This is a genomic window from Sphingomonas sp. Leaf25 (genome assembly GCF_001421635.1).
Classification (GTDB): Bacteria; Pseudomonadota; Alphaproteobacteria; order Sphingomonadales; family Sphingomonadaceae; genus Sphingomonas.
Genome location: NZ_LMKU01000006.1, coordinates 1 through 12,036 on the forward strand (window position 1 = coordinate 1; position 12,036 = coordinate 12,036).

Below are 12,036 nucleotides of genomic sequence, written 5' to 3' on the forward strand. Positions count from 1 at the left end.
CGAAATAGCACGCCATATCAGAGGGTTTTATCGCGGAGAACGGCTTCCCTCCCTCTCCGCCACAACTTTCCTAAGTGATTGTCGTTACTTAACCTTCTGACAGAGCGTCGCTTTCCACCGTCCCGGTGCTACAAAGTGGTGAGCGTTCCCGCGTGCGGGGACGCCCGGTTCACTGATCCACCGACATTGAACCTTGGCAGCAGGTTGACCGCCCGAGCCAAGACATCGATCGGCCACTCACCGTAGGTCTCTCCGATGCTGCGGGGCGCATGGCCTTGGATCGCGTCGCGCACTTCGGGCTCCATCCCCGCTCGGCGTGCGAGGGTCTTGTATAGATGCCGCCACCCGTGGTTGGGCTGGACATGCGGATCATCGACGCCGAGGTCGCGGACCCATGCGGCCAAGCGTTCGCCGACCTTCCGATAATGGGCGTTGCCAGCAGACCCGCCTCGACCACGCGCGGGGTCATAGAAAATCGGCCCGTCGCCAGCCTGTTCCGCTATCCTCAGCAACCCCTGCTCAACCAGATGCGGGTGAAGCGGCACGATCCGCGCTTGCCCGCTCTTGGTCGAACCGGCCTCCGGCGTGATCCGCATCGCCCAGATGCCCTCCGCCTCGATGATGTCTCGGCCTCGCATCTGAGCAATCTCGCCGACGCGCGCGCCGCTGTAGGCGCACATCCACGGTATCCACCGTCGAGCCAGAGCGTGCTCACGGCTGATCTTGCCCTGATCCCTTGAGAGCGATGCCGACAGTATCGTGCGCGCCTCGGCTGAGGTGAAGCTCGGTCCACGCGGGCGGTGCCGCTTCGGCACCCGCACGGAGACGCCAGCGGCGGGGTTGGTGTCCAGCTTCCGATTCTCGACGCCCCATGCGAACACCACCTTGGCGGCAGCGAGATACACTTCGCGGATCGTCCGCCCACTCGCGCCCTGACGGGCCAGCGCTTCTTTCCAGCCAATGATGTCTTCGGCGCTGATGCTGCGCGGGTCGTCATGCCCGAGATAATCGACGAGATGGGTGATCACCGGACGCCACCGCTTGATCGTCGCAGGCGACGGTTGCCGTTCCCGCAGATACCCGTCGAAGATCGCCATCAGCTTCGGTGAGGAAGCCTGCCGAGGAGAAGGCTTCGAAGGCTGGGGCAAGGTGGCGACGGCAACAGGCAAAGGGAATGGATTGTCGAACGGTCCCGCCTTTGCGCGCTCAATGAGATCATGGAACTGCTGGATGACCGGCGCGGCCAAACGATTGGCGTCCGATTTTGAAAGCCGCCCGAGGCGTCGGGTCAGGTTCGTTTTACCGATCGTGGATCGAAGGCCAGCGGGGACCACGATGCGGACTTCGAATCCGCCATCACTCGACCTTCGAACATGCGTCATCAACCGCATTTTGTAGCACCACTTTGTAGCACCGGGACGGTGGAAAGCGACGCTCTGTCAGAAGGTTAAGTAACGACAATCACTTAGGAAAGTTGTGGCGGAGAGGGAGGGATTCGAACCCTCGGTACCCGTAAAGGCACGCCGCATTTCGAGTGCGGTACAATCGACCACTCTGCCACCTCTCCGCAGAGGTTTCTCGCTCCATGCCGCAGGTCAGCGCGGCACGGTGGTCAGCGAGGGGGGCCGGTTAGCCCAAGGTTTCGGGACTTGCAAGCGCCTCCTTGCTGCAATCGCCCCGACACCCTAAATATTTCGCATGAAGGCCATGACCGCCAAGCCCCTCGACCTCGGCACGCCGCTGCCGCCGGTCGCCCACGCCCGTTTCTCGATCGGCGACGTCGTGCGCCATCGGATGTTCGATTTCCGCGGTGTGATCTTCGACATCGATCCGGTCTTTGCGAACAGCGACGAATGGTATGAATCGATCCCGATGGAAGCCCGCCCGCGCAAGGACCAGCCCTTCTATCACCTGCTCGCCGAAAATGCCGAGGCGTCGTACGTCGCCTATGTCAGCCAGCAGAACCTGATCGTCGACGACAGCGAGGAACCGGTCGACCATCCGGCGATCACCGGATTGTTCGACGATTATGCCGGCGGCCGCTATCGCCTGCGCCGCGAACATCGCCATTGAGGCGGGCGGGGTTCTCCCCCGCTCGGCCCGGCATCAGAACTTCACGCCGGCGCGCGCGTAGAGATAGCGCCCGTTGAACCCGAACGGCGAGAAGCTGCTGTACGGGATGAAATAGTTGTTGATCGCCGCCGCGCCGAGGATCGGGTTGCGCGTCGGATACACGTCGAACAGGTTGTTCGCGCCGATCGCCAGCTCGAACTGGCCCGGCGTTGCCCGCAGTTCGAGGTCGGTCAGCCACTTGGGCGTCAGCACGACATCGGTCGCCACCGCCCCGCCTGGCGACAGGGTGTTGCCGTACCGGTTGGTGCGCGCGGTCAGCCCGAAGATGCCCTGCGACCAGTCGGCGCCGAGGTTGATCTTCGAACGCGGCTGGCCCTGCGTCAGCCGCAGCGATTCTTGCCGTCCGAACAGCGTGACGCCGGGGATCGCCGACAGCGTCGAACGATCGGTGATGTCGGTCTGGTTGTAGTTGTAGCCGGCGGTCAGCGTCACGCTACCGATGCCGAGATCGGGCACGCGATAGGTGCCGACCACTTCCACACCCTGCGTCCGGGTATCGATGCCGTTGATGAAGAACCGCGCCGAGGTGATGTCCTGAATCCCCGCGCCGCGCAGCACCGCGACGACCGCCGCGCCCTGAAGATTTTCCGACAGGATGACGCGGTCGTTGATCTTGATGTTGTAATAGTCGGCGGTCAGCGTCAGCCCGCGCAACGGCGTGAGCGTCAGGCCGCCACCGATGTTGAGCGACTTTTCCGCCTCCAACTGCCGCGAACCCAGCGCCCGCGCCACCGGATCGCCGACGCGGAACGTACCGATCTCGACAAGGGTGCCGCCGATGTTCTGCGTCGCGAACGACGAGAAGAACTGCTGCGCGAGGCTCGGCGCGCGGAAGCCGGTGGAGATCGATCCGCGCGCCGCGATCCATGGCGTCGGAGCGAAGCGGGCGGCGACCTTGCCGTTCACCGTGTTGCCGAAATCGCTGAAATGTTCGAACCGGCCGGCGGCGACGACGTTGAACGCATCGCTGAACTTGCCGTCCAGCTCGACATAGCCGGCGATGCTGTCGCGCGACGCATCGACCGCGCTGTTCGGCGAGAAGCCGGGGAAGCCCTGCGATCCGGCGGCCGCGCCGTTGCTGAACGCGAACGGGCCGGCGGCGTAGCTTTGCAGTTCGCCGGCGAGGATCTTGTAGTTCTCGTTGCGATATTCGCCGCCCAGCGCCAGCGACAGGTCGGACAGGAAGCCCACCGACAGATCGCGTTGCAGGTCGAGGTTCACCGTCTGCTGGCCGAAACGCGTGCCGCCCGCCTTGAACGCGCGCTGCGATTGCGGACCATAGGAGGCGTTGAAGCTGTTCTCGATGCGGAAGTCGAAGGCGTTGGTGCCATAGACATAGGACAGGTCATAGGCGAAGCCGCCCAGATCGCCCTTCACGCCGACCGCCGCCGCGAAATCCTCCATCTGGCTGGTGATGAGCGGCAGGAAGCCATCGGCGTAGAACGGCGTGCAGACCGTGCCGGTGAAGGTGCAGTCGCGCAGGTCCTGGATATTGCTGTTGGTATCGCGGCCCGAGGCACGACGATAGAAAGCGGCGCTTTCGCCGTCGCGGATGCCGTAGCTGCCGAAGACGTAGAGTTCGGACGTGCTGCCGAGATCGACGCCACCGTTCAGGAAGAAGTTGAAATCGGTGGTCTTGGCATCGCCATAGCGGTGATTGACCCGATCATAGGTGAATTCGCGCGAATCGACCGCGCCGTTCGCCTGCAGCGGATAGTTGCGGCGCGGGTCGAAACCGGCGCGGTTGGTCGGCTCGCGATCACGATATTCGCCGGTCAGGTTCAGATAACCCGATTCGCCGACCTGCAGACCCATGTTGGCGGCGAAGGTAACGGTGCGGCCGTCGCGCACGTCGCGGTCGTCGCCGGTTTCGTTCAGGACATAGGTGCCATCGGCGCGCACCTGCGGCTGACCGTTCGCCTGGGTGGCGATGCCCGATACCTGACCGACGCCGTCCATCGTCGTGACGTATTTGCCATAGGTCATCGTCGCCCGGCCGCCCTCGCGGCGCTTGAGCTGCACGTTGATGACGCCGGCGATCGCGTCCGAGCCATATTGCGACGAGGCACCATCGCGCAGCACGTCGATCCGTTCGATCGCAAGGCTGGGGATGGTGTTGAGATCGACCGCCGACGAGCCGCGCCCGACCGATCCGTTGGCGTTGAGCAGCGAAGTCGAATGGCGTCGCTTGCCGTTGACCAGCACCAGCGTCTGATCGGGCGACAAGCCGCGCAGCGTCGCGGGACGGACCACGTCGGTGCCGTCGGTGATCGACGGCTGCGGGAAGTTGAACGAGGGGACGAGCTGGTTCAGCAGCTTGTTCGTCTCGGTATAGCCGGCGTTGACCAGGGCATCGCCGGTGATGACGTCGACCGGGACCGGGCTTTCGGCGACGGTGCGGCCCTGCGCGCGCGTGCCGACGACGACGATCTCCTCGCCGGCCGGTACGTCATCGGCGGGCGGCGGCGTCGCGATCTGCGCATTGGCCGGAATGGCGACGAGTGCGCTCGTCAGCACCAGCGCGTTGAAAAGGGTGTTACGCATCAAAATCTCCCCCGAACGATGTTTCCCGCATCGTCGTTGCGCCCTGAGCGTCCGGCACCCGCTTTTACAATACAAGCCGCTCGATAGAGGCGTCATGCGAATGTCACAGCGCTGTTGCCGCGCTGCAACAACGCTTTCCTACACCCGAATCGGTGTTCGGCATTGACAGCCGGGAACGCTTTACGTAGGTCCAGCGCTACTTGCCGCGTGGGGTATCTCCACGCGGACATATTGCATTTGGGAAAGAAGCAAGGGCCATGTTCGCAATCGTGCGCACGGGCGGCAAGCAGTATCGCGTTGCCGCAGGAGACAAGATCGTCGTCGAAAAGCTCGATGGCGAAGCTGGCAGCAGCGTGACGCTCGGCGACGTGCTTCTTGCCGGTGACGGTGCCGACTTGAAGTCGGTCGACGGACTGACCGTATCGGCCGAAATCGTCGCACAGGCGAAGGGCGAGAAGGTCATCGTCTTCAAGAAGCGCCGCCGTCACAACTACCGTCGCAAGAACGGTCATCGCCAGCAGCACACCATCCTGAAGATCACCGCGATCGGCGATAGCCACGCCGACGAAACCGCCGCCGCCTGAGCGCGTACTGAGGAGTTTGAACCATGGCACATAAAAAAGCAGGCGGTTCGTCGCGCAACGGTCGTGATTCGGCCGGCCGTCGCCTTGGCGTGAAGAAGTTCGGTGGCCAGGAAGTGGTCGCGGGCAACATCATCGTGCGCCAGCGTGGCACGAAGTTCTATCCGGGCGTGAACGTCGGCATGGGCAAGGACCATACGCTGTTCGCGCTGGTCGATGGCCGCGTGGCGTTCAAGGAAGGCAAGCTCGGCCGCAAGTTTGCGTATGTCGAGATGCAGGCGCAGGCCGCAGAATAACGGGCTACTATCCGGGTAGCCCACCAGGGTGACCCGGGTTCCGGCAACGGAACCAGCCAACAAGAGGGAGGCGGGTCATCCCGGCTCCCTTTTTCTTTGCTCTCTCCGGTCCCACCGCGCCGCACAATCCGTGCCGCGTTTCAGGAGAGAGCCCGTGTTCGCCCGTACCGAACGGTTGACCCTGCGCCCCGGCTGGCCCGAGGACGCCCCTGCCCTGGCCAGCGCGATCGGCCATGAAGCGGTCGTGCGCAATCTGTCGCGCGCGCCATGGCCCTATACGCTGGCCGATGCGCAGGCCGCGATCGCCAACGGCTATGCCACGTCCGGTCCGCATTTCCTGATCTTCGCGCACGACGGGGGCGAATGCGCGCTGATCGGATCGATCGGGATCGGCCCGTTCGGGGATATATCGCACAATCTCGGCTACTGGATCACGCCCAGCGCCTGGCGGCGGGGCTATGCGACCGAAGCGGCCCGCGCGGTGCTGCGACTGGCGGCGGCGCTTGGCGTGGAGCGGGTCGCGGCGGGACATTATGTCGACAATCCGGGGTCGGGCGCGGTGCTGCGGCGGTTGGGATTTGCCGCCACCGGCGAAACGCTGTCGACCTATAGCGCCGGGCGCGGCTGCCATGTCGAATCGATCGAATATGCGATCGATCCCCGGCTGGTCGCCTGACCGGCGGCGGGAACGGGCGACGGGTACAGGCGGTTGATACCGCACGGCACCCCCGCCGTCCCGCGAAAGGCAACCGGCCGATGATCGATCCCGAAACCCCGAACGAACCCAAGGACATGGAAGAGGCGCAGGAAGAAGCCGCCGAGGAACGCGAGGAAGAGGGCGGCTATCAGTAAGCCACCATCGGGGCGGCCATGACCGCCGCCCCCTACCCTTCGATCAGATCGAGATAGGCGACGACGTCGCTGCTGGTTTGAAGATACAGCCCGCCCTGAACCGCCTCCGGCTCATTGGCCGCCGCTGCCAGCGCCTCCGACAATGTCCCGTACAGGATGGTCGTCGCCACCCCGCCCTCGTCGTCGAGATGATAGAGCCGGACCGCCGCGTCTTCCGATACCGTTCGCATCGCTTCTCCCTGCGCCGATGCCGCCGACAGGGCAAGCGTCAGGCAGGCGCCAGCCGTGCCGCCGCGAACTCGCTGTCGACCAGTCCGATCAGCGCGCGATCGTCGAGGTTCCATGGGTGGAAGCCCGGCAGGAAGAATGCCGCCCATGCGCCCAGCACCCGCCGCGCCATGCCCGGCCGGCCGAACGCATAGCCGAACAGCCGCCACTTTACCCCGGCACCGGTCAATCCATCCTGCGCCAGCAGGTCGAGCATGCCGGCGGTGCGGCCACGAAAGAATTTGAAGGTGACGATCAGCATCACCAGCGCCTTGATCCGCCAGCGCCGGAACCGGCTCCAGTCACGGGTGGCATGGACCCAGGTGTCATAGGCGACGCCCTTGTGCTCGATCTCCTCGATCGCGTGCCAGCGCCAGAGGTCGGCCACCTGCTGCTCGCCGCCCGCCAGATGGCGGGGATCGGCGACCAGTTCGTGCGCGAGGATCGCGGTGAAATGTTCGAGCGCCATCGTCGCCGCCAGATTGGCGATCGGCGGCTTTCCTCGAGTGATCGACAGTTCATGGTCGACCCGCGCGTCCAGCCGCGACGTGTCATAGCCATGATCCGTGACCTGCCGGTTGAACGCCATATGCTCGCGCGTATGGATCGCCTCCTGTCGGACAAACGCGCGGATTTCCTGCGCCAGCCGCGGGGGCACCTGATCCTGATACGCCCGCACGCTGTCGATGAAATAGCCCTCGCCCTTGGGAAACGTGACCGACAGCGCGTTGTAGAAGGCGGTGGCGTACGCGTCGCCGTTCAGCCACCAGCGCTTCGGCGCACGGTCCCGGCCAAAGCGGACGTCGCGCGGGGTGATGGTCAGATCGTCAGGAGTCTTTGCTTTCGACACGGTTCTGCTCCAACTAACCGATGCGAAATGTGATCTACTTACAGTGATGTCAATAGCTCGCCGTCGCCTGTCCCCCGAAGCGTCGCGCGATGCCGCGCTCGATGCAGCGCGCGATCTGCTGATCGAAGCCGGGCCGCAGGCGGTGACGCTGAAGGCGGTCGGACTGCGGATCGGGCGGACGCATGCCAATCTGCTCCACCATTTCGGGTCGGCATCGGGACTGCAAAAGGCGCTGGCCGAGCGGATGGCGACGACGATCACCGCATCGATCGGCGCGGCGGTGCTGCGCGCGCACGAAGGCGATCACGATCCGCGCGAGGTCGTCGACCTGACGTTCGATGCGTTCGACCGCGAGGGCGCCGGCGCACTGGCGAGCTGGATGATCCTGTCGGGCAACGACGATGCGCTCGACCCGATCCTCGATGCGATTCACGCGCTGGTCGACCGGCTGGGCAGCGAACAGGCGCTTAGCGAACTGCCGCTGGCGGAGGAGACGCTGCAACTGGTGCTGATGGCGCTGGGCGACGCGCTGCTCGGCGGGGCGATGGCGAAGGCGCTCCGCCTGCCGCGCGAAAAGGCGCGCGATCTGGCGACCCGCGCATTGCTGCGCACGCGCGGCGACCTGCCGTGCTGATCCGGCCGGCGACAATCGATGACGCATCGGCCATCGCCGCTATCTTGATGCCGATCGTCCGCGCCGGGGAAAGCTATGCGCTCGACCGCGACCTGCCGGTCGATGCGGCGCTCGCCTTCTGGCACGCGCCCGGCAACGCGGTGTTCGTCGCCGAGATGGATGGCCGGGTCCTCGGCAGCTATTTCTGCCGGGCGAACAAGGACGGCGGCGGACGGCATGTCGCCAACTGCGGCTATGCGACGCATGGCGCGGCGACCGGACGCGGCATCGCCCGCGCGATGGCGCTGCATTCGTTCGATCACGCCCGCGCCGCCGGCTTCCGCACGATGCAGTATAATTTCGTGATCGCTACTAACGTCCGCGCGATCGGGCTGTGGTTGTCGCTCGGGTTCGAACAGGTCGGGCGGCTGCCCGGCGCGTTCGACCACCCGACGCTGGGCGAGGTCGACGCGCTGGTGCTGCACCGGCGGCTCTGACGCCAAAGGAACACCCTTCCCCCATCGCGCGACTCCGACTAAGCGGATGCCATGCATTTTCTCGACCAAGCCAAGATCTTCGTCCGTTCGGGCGTGGGTGGCCCCGGCGCCGTCAGTTTCCGGCGCGAAAAGTTCATGGAATATGGCGGCCCCGACGGCGGTAACGGCGGCAAGGGCGGCGACGTCATTTTCGAAGCGGTCGCCGGCCTCAACACGCTGATCGATTTTCGCTACACCCAGCATTTCCGCGCGCCGCGTGGTTCGGGCGGTTCGGGATCGAACCGCACCGGAGGAGGCGGTCGCGATCTCGTCATCCGCGTGCCGGTGGGCACGCAGATATTGTCGGAGGACAAGGAAACCGTTCTCGCCGATTTCACCCATACCGGCCAGCGCGAGATATTCCTGCGCGGCGGGGACGGCGGACGCGGCAATGCCAGTTACAAGACGTCGACCAATCGCGCCCCGCGCCAGCACGGCACCGGCTGGCCGGGCGACGAGGCATGGGTCTGGCTGCGGCTCAAGCTGCTTGCCGACGCCGGGCTGGTCGGATTGCCCAATGCCGGCAAGTCGACCTTCATCAATGCCGTGACCAACGCGAATGCCAAGGTCGGGGCCTATGCCTTCACCACCACCCGCCCCCAGTTGGGCGTGGTCAGCCACCGCGATCGCGAATTCGTGGTCGCCGACATTCCGGGATTGATCGAGGGCGCAGCGGAAGGCGCCGGGATCGGCGACCGATTCCTTGGTCATATCGAACGGTGCCGGGTGCTGCTCCACCTGATCGACAGCCATGTCGACGATCCGGTCGCCGCCTATCGCATCGTCCGGCAGGAACTGGAGAATTACGGCGCCGATCTCGCCGAGAAGCCCGAGGTGATCGCGCTCAACAAGGCCGATCTGCTCGACGAGGAACTGACTGCCGCATTGATCGCCGAGCTGGAAGCGGAGAGCGGCGCGACGGTACTCCCGCTGTCGGGCGCGACCGGACAGGGGCTGGAGGCGGTGCTCGACCGGCTGCTCGCCGCGATCGGCCCGTCCGAGATGCACGCCGGGGAAGCCGACGGGGAGCCGGGCGAATGGTCGCCGGTCTAGCCGACGCCCCCCGCCCCGACGCCGACCTGTTCGGCCCGCGCCTGGTCGTCAAGGTCGGATCGTCGTTGCTCGTCACGGCCGACGGCACGGTCCGGCGCGACTGGCTCGCCGGACTGGTCGCCGACATCGCCGCACGGGTGAAGGCGGGGCAGCAGGTCGTCGTCGTCTCGTCGGGGGCGATCGCGCTTGGTGCGCGGCGGCTCGGGCTGCCCAGGGGCGGCCGGGCGAGCCTAGAGGATGCGCAGGCCGCCGCCGCGACCGGACAGATCGCGCTGTCGAGCGTCTGGGCCGAATTGCTCGGCAATCATGGCCTCACCGCCGCGCAACTGCTCGTCACGCTCGACGATCTGGAGGACCGCCGCCGCTATCTGAACGTCGCCGCGACGCTCGGCCGGCTGCTCAAGCTGGGCGTCGTGCCGGTGGTGAACGAGAACGACAGCGTCGCCACCGAAGAAATCCGCTTCGGCGACAATGACCGGCTGGCCGCGCGGGTCGGCGCGGCGGCGCGCGCCAACGGCGTCATCCTGCTGTCGGACATCGACGGGCTGTACGACAGCAATCCGCACGCCAACCCCGATGCGCGCCTCATTCCCCATGTCGAGACGATCGACGCGACGATCCTCGGCATGGCGGACAGCCGCTCGTCGTCGGGCATGGGATCAGGTGGCATGGTGTCGAAGGTAGAGGCGGCGCGCATCGCCACCGCCGCCGGCGCGACGCTTGCCATCGCCAGCGGGCGGATCGACCATCCGCTCGCTCGCTTCGCCGCGACCGGCCATGGCACGGTGTTCGCGGCACCACGTCACGCCCCGGCGCGCAAGGCATGGCTGTCGGGCGGGCTGACCGATCGCGGGGCGATCCGCGTCGATGCCGGCGCGGTCGCCGCGCTTGCCTCGGGACGCAGCCTGCTTCCCGCCGGCGCGGTATCGGTCGAGGGCGATTTCGCGCGCGGCGATCTGATCCGCATCGTCGCCACCGATGGTCGCACCGTGGCGCGCGGCCTCGCCGAATATGACGCGGTCGACGCCGCGCGGATCGTCGGACGGCGCAGCGACGAGCTGGGCGACCTGCTGGGCTATGCGCCGCGTTCGGCACTGGTACACCGCAATCATATGGCGTTGCTGTGAAGACGATGGCGCTGACCGGCGGCACCGGTTTCGTCGGCCGCCGCGTGATCGCGCTGGGTGCCAGTGCCGGCTGGCACATCCGCGCGCTTACCCGTCGGGCGCAACCGGCCGAGCCGAACGTAAGCTGGGTACGCGGCGCGCTCGACCGGCCGGAGAGCCTGAACGAACTGGTCGGCGGGGCCGATGTCGTCCTGCACCTCGCCGGCGTGGTGAGTGCGCCGGACGCGGCGGGATTCACCGCCGGCAACGTGACCGGCACGCAGGCGATGGTCGATGCCGCGCTTGCCGCCGGTTCCCGCCGCTTCGTCCATGTCTCCTCGCTCTCCGCCCGCGAGCCGCAGCTATCGGCCTATGGCGCTTCCAAACGCGCCGGTGAATCGGTGGTCGAGGCGAGCGATCTCGACTGGACGATCGTCCGCCCGAGCGGGGTGTATGGTCCGGGCGATACCGAATTGCGCGACATGTTCCGCATGGCGAAGATCGGGCTCGCGCTTCTGCCGCCGCCCGGCCGGCTCGCGCTGGTCGCGGTCGATGATCTGGCGCGGTTGCTGCTCGCCCTCGCCCACCGGCCGGGTGCGCACGATCTGTACGAGGTCGACGATGGCAACCCGCTGACCCATGCCGAACTGGCGCGGCTGATCGGGCGGGCGGTCGGGCAGCGCGTGCTGCCGTTGCACCTGCCCGAACGGCTGTTGCGGCTGGGCGCGCGCATCGACCGCAGGTTTCGGGGCAGCGGGGCCAAGCTGACCCCCGACCGCGCCCGCTATCTCGCCCATCCCGACTGGACCGCCGACCCGGCACGCCGTCCGCCCGCCGAGCTGTGGGAACCGCGCATCGCCACGCCACGCGGCCTTAGCGATACGGCGGCATGGTATCGTGCGCATGGTCTGCTATAGGCCCGCGCAACCACGCATATTGGAAAGACCCGCATGAGCGACCGTGCCGCCACCCTCGCCACCATCACCGGCCTGATCGACCCCTTCAACAAGAAGGGTGTGGCGCTCACCGATGCGACGACCTTTGCCGGCGATCTCGAATGGGACAGCCTGACCGTCATGGATTTCGTGGCGGCGGTCGAGGATGAATTCGACATCGTCATCACCATGAACATGCAGGCCGAGATCGAGACGGTCGGCCAGTTGGCCGATGCCGTCGAGAAGCTGAAGACCGCCTGAGACATAAGG

Annotated in this window: 14 protein-coding genes and 1 tRNA gene; 10 read left to right on the forward strand and 5 right to left on the reverse strand. The window is 66.2% G+C overall.

Annotation, left to right across the window (positions count from 1 at the left end):
* Positions 1-128 precede the first annotated feature (128 nt).
* Both ASE78_RS02770 and ASE78_RS02775 read right to left on the reverse strand, forming a co-directional pair.
* Positions 129-1,391 carry a site-specific integrase gene (locus ASE78_RS02770; RefSeq protein WP_156351258.1) on the reverse strand — a complete coding sequence of 421 codons (1,263 nt, stop codon included), beginning with the start codon at positions 1,389-1,391 and terminating at the stop codon, positions 129-131.
* Positions 1,392-1,477: 86 nt separating this feature from the next.
* Positions 1,478-1,567, reverse strand: a tRNA-Ser gene (locus ASE78_RS02775).
* Between the two features lie 140 nt (positions 1,568-1,707).
* On the opposite strand from ASE78_RS02775, the gene hspQ reads away from it, so the two are divergent.
* Positions 1,708-2,073, forward strand: a complete 366-nt coding sequence (hspQ, locus tag ASE78_RS02780; RefSeq protein ID WP_414886715.1) for a heat shock protein HspQ — start codon at positions 1,708-1,710, stop codon at positions 2,071-2,073.
* A 33-nt stretch (positions 2,074-2,106) separates the two neighbouring features.
* On the opposite strand, the gene ASE78_RS02785 is transcribed toward hspQ, so the two are convergent.
* Positions 2,107-4,677 carry a TonB-dependent receptor plug domain-containing protein gene (locus ASE78_RS02785; protein WP_056492970.1) on the reverse strand — a complete coding sequence of 857 codons (2,571 nt, stop codon included), beginning with the start codon at positions 4,675-4,677 and terminating at the stop codon, positions 2,107-2,109.
* Between the two features lie 257 nt (positions 4,678-4,934).
* On the opposite strand from ASE78_RS02785, the gene rplU reads away from it, so the two are divergent.
* The 3 genes from rplU to ASE78_RS02800 all read left to right on the forward strand — a co-directional run bounded on the left by rplU (position 4,935) and on the right by ASE78_RS02800 (position 6,230).
* Positions 4,935-5,261 (forward strand): 50S ribosomal protein L21, encoded by a 327-nt coding sequence (rplU, locus tag ASE78_RS02790; RefSeq protein WP_056492973.1) that lies wholly within the window; start codon positions 4,935-4,937, stop codon positions 5,259-5,261.
* A 23-nt stretch (positions 5,262-5,284) separates the two neighbouring features.
* A complete protein-coding gene (rpmA, locus tag ASE78_RS02795) occupies positions 5,285-5,554 on the forward strand; it encodes a 50S ribosomal protein L27 (RefSeq protein ID WP_055755412.1) in 270 nt (89 codons plus the stop codon).
* A gap of 154 nt (positions 5,555-5,708) precedes the next feature.
* Positions 5,709-6,230 (forward strand): GNAT family N-acetyltransferase, encoded by a 522-nt coding sequence (locus ASE78_RS02800; protein WP_156351260.1) that lies wholly within the window; start codon positions 5,709-5,711, stop codon positions 6,228-6,230.
* Positions 6,231-6,438: 208 nt separating this feature from the next.
* On the opposite strand, the gene ASE78_RS02805 is transcribed toward ASE78_RS02800, so the two are convergent.
* Both ASE78_RS02805 and ASE78_RS02810 read right to left on the reverse strand, forming a co-directional pair.
* Positions 6,439-6,636 (reverse strand): hypothetical protein, encoded by a 198-nt coding sequence (locus ASE78_RS02805; protein WP_055755411.1) that lies wholly within the window; start codon positions 6,634-6,636, stop codon positions 6,439-6,441.
* Positions 6,637-6,674: 38 nt separating this feature from the next.
* The gene (locus ASE78_RS02810) at positions 6,675-7,523 is read right to left on the reverse strand and encodes a metal-dependent hydrolase (protein ID WP_056492976.1); all 849 of its coding nucleotides are present in this window, start codon (positions 7,521-7,523) and stop codon (positions 6,675-6,677) included.
* Between the two features lie 46 nt (positions 7,524-7,569).
* Between ASE78_RS02810 and ASE78_RS02815 the strand changes: the two genes are divergently transcribed.
* From ASE78_RS02815 to ASE78_RS02840, 6 genes are read left to right on the forward strand one after another with little or no spacing between them, the layout of a single operon-like run.
* Positions 7,570-8,157 carry a TetR/AcrR family transcriptional regulator gene (locus ASE78_RS02815; protein WP_055755409.1) on the forward strand — a complete coding sequence of 196 codons (588 nt, stop codon included), beginning with the start codon at positions 7,570-7,572 and terminating at the stop codon, positions 8,155-8,157.
* A 47-nt stretch (positions 8,158-8,204) separates the two neighbouring features.
* A complete protein-coding gene (locus tag ASE78_RS02820; RefSeq protein WP_082466986.1) occupies positions 8,205-8,633 on the forward strand; it encodes a GNAT family N-acetyltransferase in 429 nt (142 codons plus the stop codon).
* 51 nt (positions 8,634-8,684) lie between these two features.
* On the forward strand, positions 8,685-9,725 hold the full coding sequence (obgE, locus tag ASE78_RS02825; RefSeq protein ID WP_055755407.1) for a GTPase ObgE: 1,041 nt from the start codon (positions 8,685-8,687) through the stop codon (positions 9,723-9,725).
* The gene (gene proB / locus ASE78_RS02830; RefSeq protein WP_055755406.1) at positions 9,710-10,852 is read left to right on the forward strand and encodes a glutamate 5-kinase; all 1,143 of its coding nucleotides are present in this window, start codon (positions 9,710-9,712) and stop codon (positions 10,850-10,852) included. Before obgE ends, proB begins: the two co-directional genes overlap by 16 nt.
* Before the next feature lie 5 nt (positions 10,853-10,857).
* Positions 10,858-11,748: an NAD-dependent epimerase/dehydratase family protein gene (locus tag ASE78_RS02835; protein ID WP_056493383.1), complete on the forward strand. Its 891-nt coding sequence runs from the start codon at positions 10,858-10,860 to the stop codon at positions 11,746-11,748.
* A gap of 33 nt (positions 11,749-11,781) precedes the next feature.
* Complete coding sequence (locus tag ASE78_RS02840; protein ID WP_055755404.1) at positions 11,782-12,027, forward strand: acyl carrier protein; 246 nt, start codon at positions 11,782-11,784, stop codon at positions 12,025-12,027.
* The last annotated feature ends 9 nt before the right edge of the window (positions 12,028-12,036 follow it).